General features: G+C 34.7%; 18 protein-coding genes and 1 pseudogene. 12 read left to right on the top strand and 7 right to left on the bottom strand.

What is annotated here, in order from left to right; all coding sequences use genetic code 11:
* Window positions 1-128 precede the first annotated feature (128 nt).
* On the bottom strand, window positions 129-722 hold the full coding sequence (locus J6L95_RS04375) for an immunity protein TriTu family protein (protein WP_173438334.1): 594 nt from the start codon (window positions 720-722) through the stop codon (window positions 129-131).
* A 116-nt stretch (window positions 723-838) separates the two neighbouring features.
* On the opposite strand from J6L95_RS04375, the gene J6L95_RS04370 reads away from it, so the two are divergent.
* Window positions 839-1,648, top strand: coding sequence for a metallophosphoesterase (locus J6L95_RS04370; protein WP_029069988.1), 810 nt, complete (start codon window positions 839-841; stop codon window positions 1,646-1,648).
* Between the two features lie 25 nt (window positions 1,649-1,673).
* On the opposite strand, the gene J6L95_RS04365 is transcribed toward J6L95_RS04370, so the two are convergent.
* The 4 genes from J6L95_RS04365 to J6L95_RS04350 all read right to left on the bottom strand — a co-directional run bounded on the left by J6L95_RS04365 (window position 1,674) and on the right by J6L95_RS04350 (window position 6,319).
* Window positions 1,674-2,705 (bottom strand): lysylphosphatidylglycerol synthase transmembrane domain-containing protein, encoded by a 1,032-nt coding sequence (locus J6L95_RS04365; protein WP_287458287.1) that lies wholly within the window; start codon window positions 2,703-2,705, stop codon window positions 1,674-1,676.
* A 79-nt stretch (window positions 2,706-2,784) separates the two neighbouring features.
* Window positions 2,785-3,603: a metallophosphoesterase gene (locus J6L95_RS04360; protein WP_287458286.1), complete on the bottom strand. Its 819-nt coding sequence runs from the start codon at window positions 3,601-3,603 to the stop codon at window positions 2,785-2,787.
* Window positions 3,603-5,360: a ribonuclease J1 gene (rnjA, locus tag J6L95_RS04355; RefSeq protein ID WP_287458285.1), complete on the bottom strand. Its 1,758-nt coding sequence runs from the start codon at window positions 5,358-5,360 to the stop codon at window positions 3,603-3,605. The genes J6L95_RS04360 and rnjA overlap by 1 nt, the downstream gene beginning before the upstream one ends.
* 98 nt (window positions 5,361-5,458) lie before the next feature.
* Window positions 5,459-6,319, bottom strand: coding sequence for a DegV family protein (locus J6L95_RS04350; RefSeq protein ID WP_287458284.1), 861 nt, complete (start codon window positions 6,317-6,319; stop codon window positions 5,459-5,461).
* Between the two features lie 119 nt (window positions 6,320-6,438).
* Here J6L95_RS04350 and J6L95_RS04345 point away from each other — a divergent pair, with 119 nt between their 5' ends.
* The 8 genes and pseudogenes from J6L95_RS04345 (at window position 6,439) to J6L95_RS04310 (ending at window position 15,610) form a co-directional block, all read left to right on the top strand.
* The gene (locus tag J6L95_RS04345) at window positions 6,439-7,251 is read left to right on the top strand and encodes a mechanosensitive ion channel family protein (protein WP_287458283.1); all 813 of its coding nucleotides are present in this window, start codon (window positions 6,439-6,441) and stop codon (window positions 7,249-7,251) included.
* A 68-nt stretch (window positions 7,252-7,319) separates the two neighbouring features.
* A complete protein-coding gene (gene trxA / locus J6L95_RS04340; protein ID WP_074623860.1) occupies window positions 7,320-7,634 on the top strand; it encodes a thioredoxin in 315 nt (104 codons plus the stop codon).
* A 458-nt stretch (window positions 7,635-8,092) separates the two neighbouring features.
* Window positions 8,093-9,712 carry a peptide ABC transporter substrate-binding protein gene (locus J6L95_RS04335; RefSeq protein ID WP_287458282.1) on the top strand — a complete coding sequence of 540 codons (1,620 nt, stop codon included), beginning with the start codon at window positions 8,093-8,095 and terminating at the stop codon, window positions 9,710-9,712.
* Window positions 9,713-9,978: 266 nt separating this feature from the next.
* Window positions 9,979-11,358 (top strand): annotated as a pseudogene (locus J6L95_RS04330) (peptide ABC transporter substrate-binding protein); the annotation flags it as partial.
* Between the two features lie 343 nt (window positions 11,359-11,701).
* Window positions 11,702-12,649, top strand: coding sequence for an ABC transporter permease (locus J6L95_RS04325; RefSeq protein WP_029069997.1), 948 nt, complete (start codon window positions 11,702-11,704; stop codon window positions 12,647-12,649).
* A gap of 3 nt (window positions 12,650-12,652) precedes the next feature.
* On the top strand, window positions 12,653-13,579 hold the full coding sequence (locus tag J6L95_RS04320) for an ABC transporter permease (protein ID WP_029069998.1): 927 nt from the start codon (window positions 12,653-12,655) through the stop codon (window positions 13,577-13,579).
* Window positions 13,580-13,581: 2 nt separating this feature from the next.
* Window positions 13,582-14,673 carry an ABC transporter ATP-binding protein gene (locus J6L95_RS04315; protein WP_287458280.1) on the top strand — a complete coding sequence of 364 codons (1,092 nt, stop codon included), beginning with the start codon at window positions 13,582-13,584 and terminating at the stop codon, window positions 14,671-14,673.
* The gene (locus J6L95_RS04310; protein WP_029072754.1) at window positions 14,666-15,610 is read left to right on the top strand and encodes an ABC transporter ATP-binding protein; all 945 of its coding nucleotides are present in this window, start codon (window positions 14,666-14,668) and stop codon (window positions 15,608-15,610) included. Before J6L95_RS04315 ends, J6L95_RS04310 begins: the two co-directional genes overlap by 8 nt.
* A gap of 45 nt (window positions 15,611-15,655) precedes the next feature.
* On the opposite strand, the gene J6L95_RS04305 is transcribed toward J6L95_RS04310, so the two are convergent.
* Together J6L95_RS04305 and J6L95_RS04300 are read right to left on the bottom strand one after the other, a co-directional pair.
* A complete protein-coding gene (locus J6L95_RS04305; protein ID WP_029070001.1) occupies window positions 15,656-15,856 on the bottom strand; it encodes a hypothetical protein in 201 nt (66 codons plus the stop codon).
* 91 nt (window positions 15,857-15,947) lie between these two features.
* Window positions 15,948-17,174, bottom strand: coding sequence for an AI-2E family transporter (locus tag J6L95_RS04300; protein ID WP_287458279.1), 1,227 nt, complete (start codon window positions 17,172-17,174; stop codon window positions 15,948-15,950).
* Between the two features lie 108 nt (window positions 17,175-17,282).
* Here J6L95_RS04300 and J6L95_RS04295 point away from each other — a divergent pair, with 108 nt between their 5' ends.
* From J6L95_RS04295 to glgB, 3 genes are all read left to right on the top strand, one after another.
* Window positions 17,283-17,906 (top strand): hypothetical protein, encoded by a 624-nt coding sequence (locus J6L95_RS04295; protein ID WP_287458278.1) that lies wholly within the window; start codon window positions 17,283-17,285, stop codon window positions 17,904-17,906.
* Window positions 17,907-17,978: 72 nt separating this feature from the next.
* The gene (locus J6L95_RS04290) at window positions 17,979-18,971 is read left to right on the top strand and encodes a nucleoid-associated protein (RefSeq protein ID WP_029072757.1); all 993 of its coding nucleotides are present in this window, start codon (window positions 17,979-17,981) and stop codon (window positions 18,969-18,971) included.
* A gap of 83 nt (window positions 18,972-19,054) precedes the next feature.
* On the top strand, window positions 19,055-20,992 hold the full coding sequence (glgB, locus tag J6L95_RS04285) for a 1,4-alpha-glucan branching protein GlgB (protein ID WP_287458277.1): 1,938 nt from the start codon (window positions 19,055-19,057) through the stop codon (window positions 20,990-20,992).
* Window positions 20,993-21,005 lie beyond the last annotated feature (13 nt).

Below are 21,005 nucleotides of genomic sequence, written 5' to 3'. Positions count from 1 at the left end.
GCGCCCAAAAATGGGTGTTTTTTTATGTCTAAATGCCCGTAAACAGATTTTATCTGGCTGTAGGGAGTCAAAGAAAGAAAAAAAGAGCTGGTCCAGCTCAGTGATTATCCATAAATCACTTTACTGGGTCAGCCCCTTTTTTCTATATCCTTGATGAATTTATAAATATCCCTCGTTGCATAGATCAAAGGATCAAGTCTTATAATATGTTTGTCCTGCACAGAGAAGAACTTATGATGAATCTGTGGAGCAAGATAGATCAGCTGATAGTCATTGATCTTTTCTTCAAGCTGATAAAATGCCAATGGTTCAACATGAAAAGGAAGATCAGAAAGACGAATCGCTTCATTGGACATTTGAGCCATCGTGGTCGCAGTAAAACCACCACTGCAGCAAAGTCCAATTCGGATTGTCTTTTCACGTGCATGCTTTACTAATGAATCATAAAATTCACGATACATCTTCATGAAATGAGGAATATTTTGAAACTGATAATGCAAATAGAAGACAGAATGTAGGGTTGTCTTATTGATAATCTGTTCTTCAATAATGCCCTTTGCCCATAATGTCATTGTACCCTTGTAGTCAGTCATATCAAAAAGGATAGTCTGATACATTTCATTATTATAGATTGTAGAGATCTTAATGCCATCACTGCTTTCTTGAAAAGAAAGCCATTTAAAAATGATGGGTGCATAAATCTCTGAAAAGAAATTATCCATGTTTAATCACCTTTTTCATCATAACATAGAAATCAAAAAAAATTGAAGGGCATTTGTAGATTTGTTCACAGTTGCATTGCGGTATGATAAAATATACAAGAGGCGGGTGATGACACATGGGAAGAAAATTTGTAATTTCTGACCTTCATGGTCAGTTTGTGTTATTGCAGCTTTTATTAGAAAAAATAGAGTTTTCTGATGAAGATGAACTTTATATATTAGGCGATATCATGGATCGTGGTCCTAACAGTATTGATATTTATTATTTTGTAAAAGCGATGGATAATATTCATATGTGTAAAGGAAATCATGAAATCATGATGAGACAATCGCTTGCTCAGGCAATGAAATATAATAATCTTGATGATGAACGTAATAATCCTTATCGTCTATGGAAACAAAACGGTGGACTTAAGACGGTTGACAGTATTCGAGAATTTCTTCAGAAGAATGCGATCAGCTATGATGAATATTTTGATAACAGGAGAACATTTGTTGAAGAGATTATTGAGTTTATTGATCATCTTCCAGATTTCTTTGAATTTGATTATAAAGGAAAACATTTTGTTCTGGTACATGCTGGTGTAGATCCTGAAGCTGAGAAAGTAGAAGATACAGAACCGGAGTTATTGTGCTGGATTCGAGAATACTTCTATTTAAGTGAATGTAATCCTGATTATATTTATGTTTTTGGACATACGCCACTATGTTTTATTAATGATGATGGATCATTCAATGTATGGCATGATCCAGAATTCCATAATAAGATCGGCATCGATGGAGGATTAGCAGTTGCGGATAGAGGACAGCTCAATTGTCTATGTCTAGATGATATGAGCGTCACTGTCATTCCTTATGCGGATGGGCAAATGGAAGCTATTGATGAACGTCTACAAAGAGAACATATGGAAATATATGAAATTTAAAAAGACTGTTTTTTAACAGTCTTTTTTAACGTTCTGGAGCACGTTTTTGTTTCATTTCTTTTGAAGTCAGGAAGACGATAAAGCTTAAGATCAATCCGAAGTAGAAAGAAAAGAAACGCCACAACATCATTGAAGATGTAGTGTTAACATGACCTAAGAAATTAAAGAGAATCATGTAGCATCCTTCACTACCTCCACTTGCACCAGGGATAGGAAGGAAAGTATTAATAAGATTAATGATGGACGCTAATGCTAAAAAGTTTAAGAACTGTGAAGCATGCACATTAATCGATAATGCCTTACACGCAAAAAATGGTGTTGAGTACATGATAGTCAATTTGATTGTATTGATAAGACAAGCCTTAAATAAAAGATTCTTATGCTGGAACAGTTTCTTAAGTTCAGTTCTAAAGGAAGTAAAATAATCTTCAATCTTAAAACGTGTTGCATCATAATTCTTGACAATACGTATCTTAGATAAAAAGAAGATTACATGTTTAATTAAAAAGTTCTGAAATGATTTAGATAAGGCACCAAGAATCAATGCGGCTGTAACAATGAAGTTAATCGCAAACCCCACTAAGGCCATCATTGTGACATCGAGTCCTTCATGCATAAAGTATGATAGCTGCAGCAACATAATGACGGCTGTAAATAGTATCATGACAATCTGATAGGAGATAAAGCACATCAAAAGAATTCCAGATGCTGAAGTAGGGGGGATGCCTTGGTGGTTAAAAAGGTAGACCTGTGCAAACTGACCTCCGCTTGAAGAGGGGGTCAGGTCACTGAACAAAGTACCGATCAGTCCGTTTACAAACCCTTGTCTTAATGAGTAATCTTTCTTATATCTTTTAGCAAAAAGCTTCGTTAGAAGACCATCCATAATATAATATAGTAACATTATGAAAGCGAGCCATAGAATCCAAAGCGGTTTTGCTTTTAAGACGCTTTTTGCGACATTCTTAATTTCTTTTCCAACGGAAAAATATAAAGATAAGCCACCGATGGTGATAATGATCAATGTATTGATAAGATAGCTTTTTTTATCCGTCATCTTAATCCCTCTTTCTATCATTATTCTAGCAAGGTTTTATGAATTGAAAAAGACTTTCTTATAAATAAAAGAAAAGCACCTAGGCGCTTTTCTTTAGGGTAATAAGATTCACTTCATTTTTAGTGTTGAGCTTATAAGGAAAAGATGACTTTGGTGAAATACCATTTGAAACAATCAATGTAGCATTCTTTTCTTTATAAGTACCATGTGAATAAAGTTTTCCATTCTTATCTTTGATAAGACTGCCAATAAATGGAAGATAAATATATCCACCACCAGTATGGCCGGATAATTGAAGATCACATGTTTTCTTATTCAACTTAAAAGTATCAGGATAATGACTTAATACAAGAGAATAGCCATCATCATTGATAGAAACATTTCCTTTTGTAGATTCACCATAGAGGTAGATCTTAGATTTCTTATAATAGATGACACGCTGTTCATTATCTAATACTTCAAAACCACCATCATTGAGAAGAGATATATTCTCAGATGAAGCTTCATCATCTTCATTGCCTAATACCGCAAACTTGCCATATTTAGTATGAATAGAAGATAATGCTTTAATGATCTTGCTTTGTTCAATGATCTTTGATTCATAAAGATCACCACCAAATAACACCATATCAAAGTCATTTTGATTTAAGTCGTTGATAATAGTGAGAAAACGATTCACGTCTTTCTTGTTGTTAAGATGAACATCGGAGAAGTACGCGATAGTAAAATTGTTAAATTCATTAGGAAGCTTGCTTGATACAACTTCAGTAGTGCTTATTTTGTAGGCATTTTTAGAGAAGGCAAACACATTGATCATACATATGAATAGACAGATAACAATAAATCCAAGAATGGAGATTGTTATCTGTCTTTTATAGTCTTTAAGAGTCTTGAACATTAGACTTTCTTATTCATGATGACAGGAATAATCATAGGATGTCTTCTTGTCTTCTGATAGAAGTATGTTTCTAATGTATGACGGATTGTGTTTTTGATTTCTCCAAAAGTTGTTTTGCCCTTAAGCTGTTCTTTAAGCTTATTTTTAATAAGCATTTCTGCTTCTCTTATTAGTTCCTGTGAATCTTTCATATAGACGAAACCACGTGACATGATGATAGGCTTATTTAAAAGCTTTCCTTCATGTGAATCCATGGAAACAAGAACGGAAACCATACCATCTTCTGAAAGAATCTGTCTGTCATGAAGAACGGCTGTGGATAATCCAGTTAAGTCATTACCATCGACGTAAATATCATCTGCCTGAACACGAGGTCCTACGCGGCATTCGTGATCTCTTAATAATAAGGTATCACCGTTGCTTAAGATAAAGCTGTGATTTTTCTTTCCACCAACTTCTTCATATAACTTAGAATGAATGACAAGCATTCTATATTCACCATGAATTGGGAAGAAGTATCTTGGTTTAGTAAGCAGGAACATAAGCTTCATTTCTTCCTGAGAGGCATGTCCTGATGTATGTAAGTTAGAAATAGATGAGTTATCCAATACTGTAGCACCAGCTCGATAGAGTTTATTGATGACTCTGTTGACGCTTGACTGGTTACCAGGAATTGGGTTTGAAGAGAAGATGACAGTGTCACCTGGTTTGATCTTAACCTGTCTATGAGTACCGTTGGCAATTCTGCTTAGAGCTGCCAAGGCTTCACCTTGTGAACCAGTACATAGAATAAGGATTTCATTATCAGGAAGATGTCTTGCTTCTTCATTGCTGACAAAGAAACGGTCAGGAGCACGAACATATCCTAATTTACGAGCAACTTGAATATTGTTTTCCATTGAACGTCCGTAGACAAGAATCTTTCTATTGAATCTTACGGCTGCATCGATAATCTGTGATACACGTTCAACGTTTGATGCGAAGGTAGCCACAATGATACGTCCGTTAGCTTTACGGAATTCGTTTTGAACCTGTCCTGCTACTTTCTTTTCACTAATAGAGAAGCTTGGAACTTCGGCATTTGTACTATCAGCCATTAATACATCGATTCCTGTTTCTCCTAGGAAGGAGATCTTCTGGTAATCTGCTGCCTGTGAGACAGGGGAAAGGTCAAACTTGAAATCTCCTGTTTCTACGATACGACCATTTGGTGTGTTAACAACGATTCCCATCGATTCAGGAATAGAGTGGTTGGTATTAAAGAAACCGATATTAAAGTATTTTGTGTGAATACGTGAATCATTTGTGATCTGTACAAAGCGAGTCGCATTTGTAAGTCTGTATTCTTCTAGTTTTCTTTTAATCATGGCAATAGCCAATGGAGAAGCATAAATCACTGGAATAGTGACAAGCTGAAGAAGGAATGGTATTCCTCCAATGTGGTCTTCATGTCCATGTGTAATGACAAGACCTTTGATTTTCTTATTATTGTGTTTTAAGTAAGTATAATCTGGGATGACATAATCTACACCAGGAAGACCTTCTGAGGCAAACTTTACACCGGCATCAATAATGATGATTTCATCATCATGTTCAATACAATAAGTATTCTTACCGATTTCATTTAATCCTCCTAAAGCGAAGATTTTAGTATCAATGCCCTTCTTCGTGACATTTTTTCTTTTATGGTTATTGTGCGAATGACCTCTTTTCTTATTATATGGTCTCTTTTTTTCTTTTGTGTCTGTGTGAACCATAAGTGTGTATTCACCTTTCTTTCTTATGTTTAATCTCTTTACTGCATTCTAATATAATTATCATAAAAAGTAAATGAAGGTGACCAAAGTCACCTTCATTATTTTACATATTTCTTTGCGACAGCTAATGCGATTGCACCAGGTCCGATATGACATGAAACACTTAGTGAGAGTGGAGCTACAGTTTCTACTTTATGATTTAAAGTTTCTTCTACTTCACTCTTGAAGTCCATCGCCTGATCTAAATCTTTAGTGTAGGCGATATAGAGTTCATAATCGTCAAACTGATTTTTTTCAATATCATTCTTGATAGCTTCAATCATGATCTTTCTTGCTTTTTTAACAGTTCTAGCCTGTTCAAACTTATCAAGCTTTTCTCCTCCAACATAAAGAATAGGCTTGATCTTTAAAAGATTACCGATAGCGGCAGCAGCAGGCGTAATACGTCCGCCTTTCTTTAAATATTTTAAAGTAGGAACAGTGATATAGATGCTTGCATCTGATTTGTGAGAAGTGATTGTTTCACAAATTTCTTCAACTGATTTTCCTTCTTTGACGAGCTTAATAGCATCAAGAACATTCTGTTCTTGAGTAACGGAGATTCTATGAGTATCTAATACGAAGACTTTTCCTTCAAATTCTTCATCGTCAGAAAGCATCATGGCAGTCTGACAGCTTCCAGATAGACCAGAACTCATTGGAATATAGATGATGGCATCATGTGATTCTAATGCGGAACGCCAGTACTTAGTTAAATCACCAATGGCAGGCTGAGAAGTCATAATCTGTGTGTTTTCGTCTTCAAGCTTATGGTAGAACTCTTCTTGTGTTAAAGTGATATCTTCCAAGAATGACTCTTTATTGATTGTAAAAGGCATCGGTACTACGAAAATACCAAGTTCTTTTGCTTTTTCCTGAGTAATTCCTGAATTGCTATCTGTCATTACTGCAATGTTCATGGTGTTTCCTCCTGTAAACATGTCCTATTTTACAGTAATTATCAGATAATTCAATAGTTTATCTTCTCATGTTGTGAAAAGTCTTGTCTTTCATTATAATAAAGTTCGGAGATGAAAAAATGAGAACAACTGAAAAATATTTAGAAAAATTATTTGACCTTGGTGAACATTTAATAGCAGCTGCTATTATTGTTCTAATTGGATACCTTATTTATCGTATTGTAGCAAAAATGTTCGATAAGTTTATTGAAAAAACGCAATATGATGAAATTGTACTACGTTTTATTCGTACAATGATCAAATTATCATTTGGCATTATTATTGGTATCATGGCTTTAGGAGAACTTGGCGTCAATGTTACTACATTGATTGCAATCTTTACAACAGCTGCTGCTGCGATTGCTTTAGCATTTAAGGATACTCTTGCTGAATTGGTGGATGGTGTTAAGATCATGCTTTCTCGTCCTTTTGTAAAAGGGGATTTAATTGAAGTAGATAATGTAACAGGAAGAATTCAGGAAATATCCTTGTTCTATACTTTCTTGCTTACAGTTGATAATAAGAAAATTGTCATTCCTAATTCAGTGATGGCTAATTCACGATTAATCAACTATTCAAGCGAAGACTTCCGTCGTGTTGATCTTGCTTTTGACGTAGATTATGACTGTGATATTGAATATGTAAAAAAACTTATATCAGATGTTGCGACTTCAAATCCACTATGTGAAAAAAGCATTCCTCCTTTTGTCCGCTTGACTGAATATAAGGATAGTTCTATCACCTTTACATTAAGAGTCTGGACTAGAACTGAGAACTTTGAAGAGTTCAAGTTTAACATTGTAGAAGATATGAAGAAAACCTTTGATGAACATCATATCAATATTCCATATCCTCAGCTTGATGTACATATGATACAAGAAAAGAGCTCTTAATTATCCAGGAAGCATATTGCTTGCGATTTAATTGGGTTTAATGAATAATGAGGATGAGGTGAATAATAATGGAAAAATTAACTAATGAAACTTTTAAAACAAACGTAGAAAATGAACATTTATTACTAGTAGACTTTTATGCTGATTGGTGTGGTCCATGTAAAATGATGCATCCTGTATTAGAAGATATTGATGCTACTAATGATAAAGGATTAAAGGTTGTACAGATCAACGTGGATGAATATCCAGATATCGCAGGAGCTTATGGTGTACAGTCTATTCCAAACTTAATCTTATTTAAGGATGGTAAAGCTGTAAATCAGGCAATCGGATTTATGAACAAAGATCAGCTTCTTGCTAAAATTGGTGCAGATTTAGATTAATAGAGTCCCTTTTTATAGGGACTTTTTCTATGAAATAAGAAATATACTAAATTATTGAGAAGATAATTGGATAAAATTATCATTATAGCTTCATAAATAACGAATTTTTATTTTTAATGCAACGATGATATGAAATTCAAAGGAAATGAAATTAAGTACTGTTTATCAGTACTTTTTTATTTTCACTTAATTTTTAATGAATTAATTATGAAAAATTAAGGACAAATAAAAAAATTGAACGGCGCTTTTATTTAATGGCTAAAGGTGGCGTGACGCTTTTATGATGTTCCTAAATAAATATGAAAAAAACTGTTGACTTTACTTGTCCTTAATAGTAATATTAGTCATGCTATGAATGATACGAGTCTTTTTATTTGCTTTACGTATCGAAATAATAAAACATTCTTAAAAGACTATTCATTCATAAACGGGATAAACTTGTTTATAGGAGGAATATTATGAGACGAGTTAAAAAGGCGATTGCTCTTGCCTTGTCTTGTGCTATGCTTTCGGGGTGTGGAGGAAGCTCAAAAAGAGATACTTCTACATTTAGATTTGCATTAGCTGCAGACATTACTAGTATGGATTCTACTGCAGTGTATGACACAGTATCATTTGATGCTATTCATGCAGTAACTGAAGGTTTAATGGGTCTAGACAAAAATGGCAATACTACAAACGCAATTGCAAAAGATTACAAGGTAAGTGCTGATAAGAAGACTTACACATTCACATTAAGAGATGATGCAAAATGGTCAAACGGAGACCCAGTTACAGCTAACGACTTCGTTTATGCATGGAAGAGAATCATCAAGAACGCTGGTACATATGCTTATATGTTAGGTTCAACTGTAGCTAACATCAAAAATGCTGATGCTTTAATTAAAAAAGGAACTACAGCTACAGATGCTGAAATGAACACATTAGGTGTTAAGGCTGTTAATGATAAGACATTAACAGTTGAATTAAATGCACCAGTACCATTTTTCACTGATTTAATGGCATTCCCAAGCTTCTATCCAATTAACGAAAAATTCGCTGAAAAAGCCGGTAATAAGTATGCAACAGCTCCACAGTACACATTATCTAACGGTGCATTCGTTATGAGTAAATGGACTAAAGGTAAGAGTGCTGAATTTGAGAAAAACGATGACTATTATAACAAGGGTGTCGTTAAGATTAAGAAGTTGCACATGGATTTAGGAATTAAACCACAGAGTGCAAGTGCTAACTTTGATGCTAAGAAACTTGATTTTGCAGAAATTGCAACTGAATTAGTTGATAAGTATAAGAATAGTAAGGCTTTCAAACAGTACAATATGGCTTCAACTTCTTATATTGAAATCAATCATAAGAACAAAGATTTACAAAATGCTAATATTAGAAAAGCCCTTTCATTAGCTGTTAATAGAAAATCATTATGTAATGATATTGTTAAAGATGGTTCATCTCCTGCAGAAGGATTTGTTCCTGCAAAATTAACTCAGTCTCCAGATGGAAAAGATTTCCGTAAGGTAGCAGGTAAGTATACTGATTATAACTTAAAAGAAGCACAGGCTGCTTTTGATCAGGGATTAAAAGAATTAGGTAAGAAGAATATTACACTTGGATTATTATATGGTTCAGATGAAACATCTTCTGATAAAGTTGCTGAATACTTAGAAACAAACTTCTCTAAGTTAAAAGGTCTTAAGATTGAAATGAAAGCAACTACTTTCAAAGATAAGATCAATAACCGTTTACCAGGTGGAAACTTTGATTTATGTATCAATGGTTGGGGTGCTGATTATCCTGATCCAACTACTTTCCTTTCATTATTACATAAAGGAAATTCAAATAACTACGGTAAATATGATAACGCTCAGTTTAATACTTTAATGAATAAAGTTCAGAGTGAAACAGATGTTGCTAAACGTTATAACCTTTTAGTTGATGCTGAAAAGGTTGCTATGCAGGATTATGCTAATATCCCATTACTTGATAAAGGTAAGAGTGCATTATTAGCTGAATATGCATCAGGATTAGTTTATCATTCATTTGGTGTTGAATACACATTCACTTATGTTGAATTAAAATAATCCTACACTGATGACAAAACACATTATGGCAATAGCCATAATGTGTTTGTTTGCTAATTGATAAAAAGAAGTCATTTCCATTTTGTATATATTGAAAATAAAATAAATATTTAACAGTTTTACACATTCACGAAAGTTGATATACTACTTTTTGAGATTTCCTAAAATAAAGCGATTAAAATTGTTGACTTATCAAAATATCAAGAGTATATTTTATATATGGTTAAATATGTTAATCATATGATACTTATGATGGAGGAAAGATTATGAAAAAAGTAGGAAAGATTGTTGCTGTTGCTTTAGCAGCATCACTTCTAGCTGGTTGTGGATCTGGTACTAAGACTGATTCGTCTACATTTAGATTTGCTTCTGAGCTAGACATTATGGGTATGGATTCATCGGTAATTGATGATGGGATGTCATTTACTGCAATTCATGCTATTACTGAAGGCCTTATGGGCAACAACAAAGACGGAAAGACTGAAAAAGCTGTCGCTAAAGATTACAAGGTAAGTGATGATAGAAAGACTTACACTTTCACTTTACGTGATGATGCAAAATGGTCAAATGGGGATGACGTCACTGCAGATGATTTCGTTTATGCATGGAAGAGAATCATCAAGAACGCAGGTAACTATGCATACATGTTAGGTTCTGAAGGTGCCAATGTTAAAAATGCTGATGCATTAATTGAAAAAGGGACTCAGGCTACTGATAAAGAACTTGATACTTTAGGTGTGAAAGCTACTGATAAGAAGACACTTGTTGTTGAATTGGAAGCTCCAGTACCATATTTCTTGGACTTAATGACATTCCCATGTTATTATCCAATTAATCAGAAGTTTGCAGAAAAAGCTGGTAAGAAGTATGCAACTACTCCTGATAACACACTTTCTAATGGTGCGTTTGTTATGAGCAAATGGACTAAAGGTAAGAGTGCTGAATTTACTAAAAATGATAAATATTACAATAAAGATGCTGTAAAGATTAAAACATTGCATATGGACTTAGGTATGAAACCACAGAGTGCAAGTGCAAGCTTTGATTCAAAGAAAGTCGATTATGCTACTATCTCTTCTGATTTAGTAGATAAGTATAAAGGCAAGGATGTCTATCAGTCATTTAATGAAGGATACTTATGGTATCTTGAACCAAACCATGTTAATAAAGATTTAGCTAATGCTAATATCCGTAAAGCATTATCTTATGCAATTAACAGAAAGTCTTTATGTACTGATGTATTAAAAGATGGTTCTAAAGAAGCTGAAGGATTTATTCCAGCTGAATTATCTCAGTCTCCTGATGGAAAAGATTTCCGTAAGGTAGCAGGAAGCTTTACAAGCTATGATGTTAAGAAAGCTCAGGAAGCTTTTGATCAGGGCTTAAAAGAATTAGGCAAGAAGGAAATTACATTAGAATTGCTTTATGGTTCTGATGAATCTCCAGCTGATAAGGTTGCTGAATATATTCAGACTAACTTCTCTAAGATTAAAGGTCTTAAGATTGATATGAAGACAACGACTAAGCAGGATAGAATCAATAATCGTATGAAGAACGGTAAATTTGATTTAGCTCTTACTCGTTGGGGTCCTGACTATGCTGATCCAACGACTTACTTGAACTTAATGAGCACAGGCAACGCTAATAACTATGGTAAGTATGAAAACAAGACTTATAATAGTTTAATGAAACAGATTCAGACTGAAACTAATGTTGATAAACGTTATGACTTAATGGTTAAGGCTGAAAAGACAGCTATGGATGAAATGGCTAATATTCCAGTCTTCGAAAAAGGTGGATCTGCACTTCAGGTTACAAATGTATCAGGATTGGTACATAAGCCAGTCGGTGTTCCTTATACGTTTACTTATGTTGAAGTAAAGTAAACTAAATATGTGTATATGCGAGAAAACACATTGTAGCATCAGCTATAATGTGTTTCTTGCTTATATAAATAGATATGAAAAAGGTAAAGAAAGGGTGAAAAAGATGGATAAATCCATGCTTAAGTATATTGGAAAGAGACTTCTTATCTCAGTTGTTACTCTTTTCGTTATACTGACAGTCTTGTTCTTGATGACAAGATTTATGCCAGGGACTCCATTTAATTCTGAGAAGTTATCTCCTGAACAGTTAAAAGTTATTGAAGCAAAATATGGATTGGATAAACCAATCCCTGTACAGTTTTTTAATTATCTCAAGAATATGTTAAAAGGTGATTTTGGTGTATCGTATGTACTTTATAAGGATCAGAATGTTTCTGAGCTCGTTATGCAAAGAGCGAAGCTTTCATTCTTATATGGTATTTCAGCTACTATTTTTGGGACAATTATAGGGATGCTTTTAGGAATTGTTGCGGCCTTGAATCGTAATAAGATTTGGGACAACATTGCAACAGTGATCTCTGTATTGGGTGTGTCTATTCCATCGTTTGTATTTGCATTATTGTTAGTTATTATCTTTGGTGTAAATCTAGAATGGGCACCAGTTATGTTTATGGAAGACTCTCCGATTTCGTCATCGATTCTTCCGGTACTCGCATTATCAATGTCAGTTATTGCCAACGTGGCACGTTTCACTCGTACTGAGATGATTTCGGTATTAGGTAGTGAATATATGACATTAGCACAGGCAAAAGGGCTTGATCGTCGTACTTTAATCTTTAAGCATGCATTAAGAAATGCATTGATTCCAGTTATTACTATCTTAGGTCCTATCCTTGTTAACTTAATGACAGGTACTATGGTTGTAGAACAGATCTGTGTCGCACCTGGTTTAGGTACATTATTGATCCAGTCTATTCAGGCAAATGACTACAATATTGTTATGGCATGTTCATTCTTATATGCATTCATGTACATTATCATGATGCTTATTATTGATATTTCATATGGATTAATTGATCCAAGAATTAGACTTGGAAAGGGGGATAACTAATCAATGGAAGATTATAAATTCTTACCTGATGATTTTGAGCTCATCGGTGATAAACAGAATATCATGATTGATGAAGTTGCACCTTCTAAGCCACAGTGGAAAGATATTCTTGATCGATTTATGGAAAACAAGGGTGCCGTTATTGGTATCTGCTTAATTGTACTTATTACATTATTAGCTATTATTGTCCCAATGGTATCTAGATGGGGCGTTAATGCTGAAAATACTGCTATTGCCAATCAGGCTCCAAGCTCTGTTCACTTCTTTGGTACAGATTACCTTGGCCGTGATTTATGGGTACGTACTTGGCAGGGTACACGTTATTCGCTTATTATTGCGGTTGTAGCCGTTGTTATCGATGTATTGATCGGTATTACTTACGGTATGATTTCTGGATACTTCGGTGGTATGGTTGATTCTGTACTTCAGAGAATTCAGGAAATTATTAACTCAATTCCAACTTTAGTTGTATTAATTATTTTGTTAACAGTAATGAAAGCTTCACTTACAACAGTTATCGTTGCGTTGATCTTTACGGAATGGATTCCTATGTCACGTATCACACGTGCACAGGTACTAAAGGTTAAGGAAGATGAATTCGTATTGGCTTCTCGTACATTAGGTGCAGGCAATATATTTATCTTATTTAAAGAAATCTTACCTAATATCTTTGGTCAGCTTATCATCATGTCAATGATGACTATTCCAAATGCGATCTTCTATGAAGCATATCTTGCATTTGTTGGTTTAGGTTTAACTAAGCCATTGGCTTCTCTTGGTACATTGATCAATGATGGTTTCTCATTGTTCCAGGTACATCCACATGCAATGGTTATTCCAGCTATTGTAATGGCTGTATTGATGTTAAGCTTCAACTTATTTGGTGATGGATTAAGAGATGCATTAGATCCTACTATGAAGGAGATGTAATAATGAGTCAAAGAGAAAAGATTTTAGAAATTAGAGACCTTAATATCTCCTTTAAGACAGGAAATAAGAATGTTAAGGCAATTCGTGGTGTCAACCTTGATTTATATAAAGGTGAAACAATTGCGATTGTTGGGGAATCAGGTTCAGGTAAATCTGTAACTACAAAAGCAATCATGGGTATTCTTGCAAAGAACGGATCAATTGATTCAGGTTCTATCAACTATACTTGGCACGATGAAAAGACTGGTGAAAAAATCACTGAAGATATTGTAAAAATGTCTGAAAAAGAAATTCAGACTGAAATTCGTGGTCGTAAGATTGCCATGGTTTTCCAGGATCCAATGACTTCATTGAACCCTACTATGACAATTGGTAAACAGATCATGGAACCTATGATGTATCATTATGGTACTTCTAAGGAAGAAGCATTCAAGAAAGCTGTTAAGCTTCTTGAAGAAGTAGGAATCACTGATCCAGAAGCAAGAATGAAGAACTATCCTCATCAGCTTTCTGGTGGTATGAGACAGCGTGTCGTTATCGCTATCGCACTTTCTTGTGATCCTTATGTATTAATCTGTGATGAACCAACTACAGCTTTGGATGTTACTATCCAGGCTAAGATTCTTGAATTAATTCAGGACATCCAGAAGAAGAAAGGCATCTCAGTTATCTATATCACACATGACCTTGGTGTAGTTGCTAAGGTAGCTGATTTCGTTAACGTTATGTATGCCGGTAAGATTGTAGAAAAAGGTTTAATTGATGAAATCTTCTATGATCCAAGACATCCATATACTTGGGGTCTATTATCAGCTATGCCTGATCTTGATACAGATGATGATGAACTTTATACAATTCCAGGTTCACCACCAAACTTAACTCAGGAAATCGTTGGGGATGCTTTTGCACCTCGTAACTTATATGCCTTAAATATTGATAAGAGATTAGATCCTCCAATGTTTAAAGTAGAAGGCTCTAATACACATGAAGTAGCTTCATGGTTAATGCATCCAAAAGCTCCTCATGTAGAAATGCCAGAGTCTTTAAAGAAACGTATTAATAAAATGAAGAAAGAAGGTGCCATCAATGCATAAGGGAGATACTATCCTTGAAGTCAAAGACCTTAAGCAGCACTTTAGAGTTTCACGTAAGCAGACTGTTAAGGCAGTTGATGGAATCTCTTTTGACATCAAGGCTGGAGAAACTTATGGTCTAGTAGGTGAATCTGGTTCAGGTAAATCTACTACAGGACGTTCTATTATTCGTCTATATCAGCCAACTCAAGGAAAAATCATTTTTGAAGGAGAAGATATCTCTGGAAAAATGAGCAATAAGGCCTTGAAGACATTACGTACTAAGATGGCTATGATTTTCCAGGATCCAATGGCTTGTCTTAACCCAAGAAAGAAAGTTATCGACATCATTGCACAGGGGCTAGATATTCATCATGCCTACAGTTCAATTGAAGAAAGAAATGAAAAAGTCTATAAGATGCTTGAAATGGTTGGATTATCTAGAGAACATGCAAACCGTTATCCACATCAGTTCTCAGGTGGTCAGAGACAGCGTATTGGTATCGCTAGAGCATTAATTATGGAACCTGATCTAATCATTGCGGATGAAGCTATTTCTGCCCTAGATGTATCTATTCAGGCTCAGGTTGTTAACTTGATGAAAAAGATGCAGAAAGAAACTGGAGCAGCTTATCTATTCATCGCTCATGACTTATCAATGGTTAAATACATTTCAGATAGAATTGGTGTATTGCATTTAGGACATATGGTTGAAACAGGAACAGCTGAAGAAATCTTCAACAATCCACTTCACCCATACACAAAATCTTTACTATCTGCTATTCCACATCCTAATCCAAAGATTGAAAAGACAAGAAAGTCTTTCACTTATGATTATGCGACAAGTGGATTAGACTATGAAGCAGGGTATGAACATAAGATTACAGATACTCATTCAGTTCTTGCAACTGATGAAGAATTTGAACAGTTCATGGCTAATGCTAAAAAATCATTCTAATAGAAAAGATCTCTAATCGTTGGATTAGAGATCTTTTTTAATATGTTAATTTGATTGCGTATTTTTTTTAATATGTTTTCTATCAATTGCATGATCTAGAAGATAATTGATCAAGTATTCAAATGCAAGAACACATGTAGAAATACTTAAAGACAATTTAATTGAAGATGATACATAAAGACAAAAGAAGAAAACAAAAATAAATAAAAAAAGGGGATGATCTGTGATCTTAAATAAATGTTTCATAGAAGACTCCTTTCATATTTTTCTTACTATAACAAATTGATAAAGAATGTGCAATTGATTTACTCATAATGAAAAAAGCCAGATAAACTGGCTAATAAAGTGTTTCTATATCATTGCCATCATCATCTATACGCGTAATACGCTCGGATGTGACATGCAGATGCTTCTGATAAAGGTGAAAATTGATGATACGAGTAAGTAATGCATAAATAAGTGCAGTAAGTGGTACACCAATTAAGACGCCTACAAAGCCAAATAGCTTACCGAAAATCGTAATGCCCAGTAGGACAAACAATCCACCAATACCAACCTTGCTGCCGACAATACGTGGATAGATGAAGTTTCCTTCAAATTGTTGAACACTAATAAACAAAATCACAAATAACAGCAGCTTGCTGCTAGCGGCAGCGGAGACAAGAATGGTACCAATAAGTAAGGTTAAGAATGAACCAAACATTGGTATAAATGAGAACATAAAGCCACAGATTGCAATAAGTTCTGGGAATGGCAAACTGAATATTCTCATGATGATATAGATCAATGTCATGAACACAGCTGCTTCAGTGACTGCTCCGGTAATGAAACTGTTGAAATAATGATTAGCTTCATCACAGACCTGAAGAACACGAACAGCATGATCTTCGTTGATAAGATATACAAGAATCTTACGGAACTGGGTCGTATGTTTTTCTTTATTAGAAAGAATATAGATGGCCATAAAGAACGAAGTGATGACTGTAATGGCAGTTCCTCCAATGGAATTGACAAAATAAGAGATATCACCACTGTGTTCAGATGTACCAAAGATATTTCCTAATGTCTGTAGTAATGTATTTAAGTTGATGGAATTATAGAAGTCTTTAACATCCTTTGTTGTTAAGGTGTAATTGATTTTTAAGCTATGACTTAAATCAGTAACCCATGCTGAAAAACGAACAGCGTAGTTATCTAGGTTGCTAAAGATCATTAAGATACTTTGTCCTATTCGAGGAATAATAAAAGTTGAAAAAAGGAAGACAATAAAGAAAATGATAGCTAATGTAGAAGCTACAGAAAGAGCACGAAGAGCATCTTTGCTTAACTTCATCTTCTTAGAGTCCTTGCTGAGCTTACGATAAAAGTTTTCAATGTTTCTCATTGGAATATTTAAGATAAAAGCAATGACAATCGCAATATAGAATGGTGTTGCCAATCTTAAGATATTAATGAGCCATGAATAGACAGTTGGAATATTGAAGATTACATACGCAAATATGATAGCGTACATAATATAAAATAGATTTTTATCTTTTTTTGGATTAAGTTTATTTTTGTCCATAGCTTCACTTCCCTTTTATATCGAATATTTTATCATATTTTGAATAAAATTTACAGTTGCTGTATGGCATTTGAAAATGTTAGAATGTGACCGGAAGGATGTGAACATATGAGAAGACTTCAAAGAGGACCTGCTATGTTGTTTTTGACAATCTCGATGGTATCTGTCTTTTTGACAGGCTATTATCATCTACCAAAAACAACTGTGAAAAATCATCAGGTGGAAAAGAAATCCCTCAGCTATGAAGTGCTAAAAGAGGATGTGGACCTGGCGGCCCACTATTATAAATCCGTAGGTAAAAAAAGTGATTCTTCCTATAAACGTGCCACATTCACCATTAAAAAGAATGAAAAAGTACTTGGCTATTACATTGGAAAAACGCAGTCTTTTTCTAAGTATTTAAAGCTTGTCGGTCCAAAGTCAAAGGATATGATTGGCAAGGTAGAAGCAACGAAGGTTGCTTATACGTTAGTTCTAAGCGGAGATCTTGTACAAGTGACTGATAATAAGACCAACCAGTCTTATACGCTTATCGATAATGCGAGATTAGCTTATCGCAGGGTGCCATACTATATGACTGATGAAACAAACTCGGAAGTCACATATCTTAGAAATGGTGTCAAAAAGACCGTATCTATCGCTGTATTCAAGGATGCTCTTGAGGATATCAACATCAGTAAGAATGTCTTTGAACGAACTGAATCTACAAGTGAGAATACAGGCCAGGAATAGGCCTGTTTTCATATTTTAAAACCGTATGGTTTTTGAAATAAATATCTATATAATAAACAAAGGAGATTAAACATGCAAAATACTATTATTATCAATAAAGTGCTTATGCACATGCTTGATTTTGAACACAATACTATTCATTTAAGTGAAGAGTTTGCGCCAATCAATGATACAACTAGAGATTATTATCATAAGAAAATTGAGAAGGCTCTCTACAGCAATCAGCTTAAGGAGCTAACTGTACCATCGCTTCATGAAATGATCTTAAGAGGAGATAAGATGGTAGAAAGCGATGAAGAGTTTCTTCATCAGGCAAAAGAAATTACTGAACATTTCTTTAAGCTTGGCACAATGATCCAGGCCATGCCTAATGCCAATATGCTCTACGTGGATTGCTATCAGGATGGTGAACATGTAATTGCGTGTCTTAAACTCAACTATAAGTATGTGCCAATGACTGTTATTGAAGAAGGTAACGTAAGATTGACAAGACGTCAGATTATGCCTACACAGGGGTCACCCGTTGATGAAGCAATCGTCATCAATGTCGATAAGAAAACAATCTCTCTTATTGAAAAGAAATACTCTATTGATGGAAAGCTTCAGACTTATCTTAATAAAGAATGGATCAAAGGTGAAGAGAAGCTGACTGATAGACAAAAGTTTAATACGATGAAGAAAGTCGTTAATAAGCTAGATGATATCTATCATGTCAATAAGACAGAAGGGCTTCCGGTCATGAAAAGAATCATGAATGAGAAGCTGATGAATGATGAAGTCATTAAGCCGATAGAAATTGTCAAGAAGGTCCTTGAAAAAGACTATCAGGCTAGTGAAGAAGCTGATGTCATGATGAAAGATCTTGGCGTTGGTGAAGATGATGTCATGAAAAGCATGCCTTCAGGAAAAAGTCTTGAAACATGTAAGTTGACAACAGACACAGAAGTAGAAGTCAAGATGAATGTCGAAGACTATGTTTCTGGAACGAATTATGAAAAAGTAAAAAATGAAGACGGCACAATCACTCTAATGTTAAAAAATATTAATGAGCTCGTCATAAAATAGTCCTTTAAATTCTTTAAAGAGCTCTATTTTAATGGATTTTAAAGCCCTTTCATGTATAATATATAGTAATGGAGGAAATGAGTATGTTAGATGATTTCTTAATTGAATTGTTTCATGAAGGCAACTGCCTAGAATCTTATAAGTTATTTGGAGCTCACAAGGAAATTGTGGATGGCGTTGAAGGGGTTAGATTTACTGTCTTTGCTCCTAACGCAAGAAGCGTTCAGGTCGTTGGTGAATTTAACGGCTGGAACGGATCTAATGATTATATGGAACGCTATTATGATGGTGGAATCTGGACAAAATGGATTCCTAATGTAAAAGCATTCCAGATGTATAAATATCGTATTGAAGGACAGAGTGGAAATGTTTTTGATAAAGCAGATCCATATGCATTCTTCAGTGAAATGAGACCGGGTACGGCTTCTAAGTTCATCGATATTGATAATTATAAATGGAAAGATCAGAAATGGCTAAAAAGTCGTACAAAGAACTTTGATAAGAAACTTAATATCTATGAAGTCAATCTTGGCTCATGGAAATTAAAGAAGGAATTTACTGATACAGAAGATGGTGAATTCTATTCTTATGAAGAACTTATTGATATGATCATTCCTTATGCAGTAGAAAATGGATTTACACATTTAGAGTTGATGCCACTTAATGAATTCCCATTTGATGGATCATGGGGCTATCAGGCTACAGGATACTTTAGTGCTACAAGCCGCTATGGTAATCCAAAACAGTTAATGAAGTTTGTGGATGAGTGCCATAAAGCTGGACTTGGTGTCATCATGGATATGGTTCTTGCGCACTTCGTAAAAGATGCGCATGGTCTTGTTCAGTTTGATGAAGGATTCGTTTATGAATATGCGGATGTCAATCGTCGTTATTCTGAATGGGATTCAGTTTACTTTGATGCCGGTAAGGATGAAGTGCGTTCATTCTTGATGAGTGCGGTCAACTTCTGGATTGATGTTTACCACATGGACGGTATTAGATTTGATGCTGTTTCTAATATGCTATATTGGAAAGGCAATAAATTCATAGGTGAAAACGATGGTGCTATTGAATTCTTAAAGAGAATGAATACTAAAATCAATGAAGCACATCCATCTGTCATGATGATTGCAGAAGATAGTACTGATTATCCATTTGTAACTAAGCCAGCTAGCGAAGGCGGAGTAGGTTTCGATTATAAGTGGGATATGGGCTGGATGAATGATACCTTAAGATACTTTAAGGAAGATCCTGTCTATAGACAGTATGATCATAACTTATTGACATTCTCAATGATGTATTTCTATACAGAAAAATTCATTTTACCTTTCTCTCATGATGAAGTTGTTCATTCTAAAGGAACAATTCTTGATAAGATGTGGGGTAACAATGATCAGAAGTTCGCTCAGGTTAAGGCTCTTTATGTTTACATGATGACTCATCCAGGAAAGAAACTTAACTTCATGGGTAATGAACTTGCGGAATACAAAGAATGGGATGAAAAGAAAGCTTTAGGATGGGAAATCTTGAAATTCCCTCAGCATGATTCTTTCCATACGTTCTTTAAGGATTTAAATATGCTTTACAAAGACCATTCTGCATTATGGGAGTCAGATTATGAATACGATGGCTTCAAGTGGATGGTTGTAGATGATAATGCACAATCCGTCTTTGCCTATACAAGAACAGACAAAGAAGGCAATTGCATTCTTGTAGTCGCTAACTTTATTGGTAACTCACATGATGCATATCAGGTACCAGTACCATTTAGTGGAAGCTACAAGGAAATCCTGAATACTGATCAGGATGTCTATACTGGCAGCAATATGACCAATCCTAGAGCTATTCGCTCTAAGAAGGGGCAATGCAAGAATGAGGAAAACTATATTACAGTGAAACTTGCACCATTTAGTGCATCAGTCTTTGAATATAGAAAACCTGCTGAAAAGAAGAAAACAGCACGCAAGACTACAAAGAAGCCAGTAAAGAAATCTAAGACAACAAAGACAGCTAAAAAATAGTTGTCTTTGTTCT

It is taken from the genome of Kandleria sp., assembly GCF_017934775.1.
Lineage (GTDB): Bacteria > Bacillota_I > Bacilli_A > Erysipelotrichales > Coprobacillaceae > Kandleria > Kandleria vitulina.
This window is presented reverse-complemented; position numbering and strand designations above follow the sequence as displayed.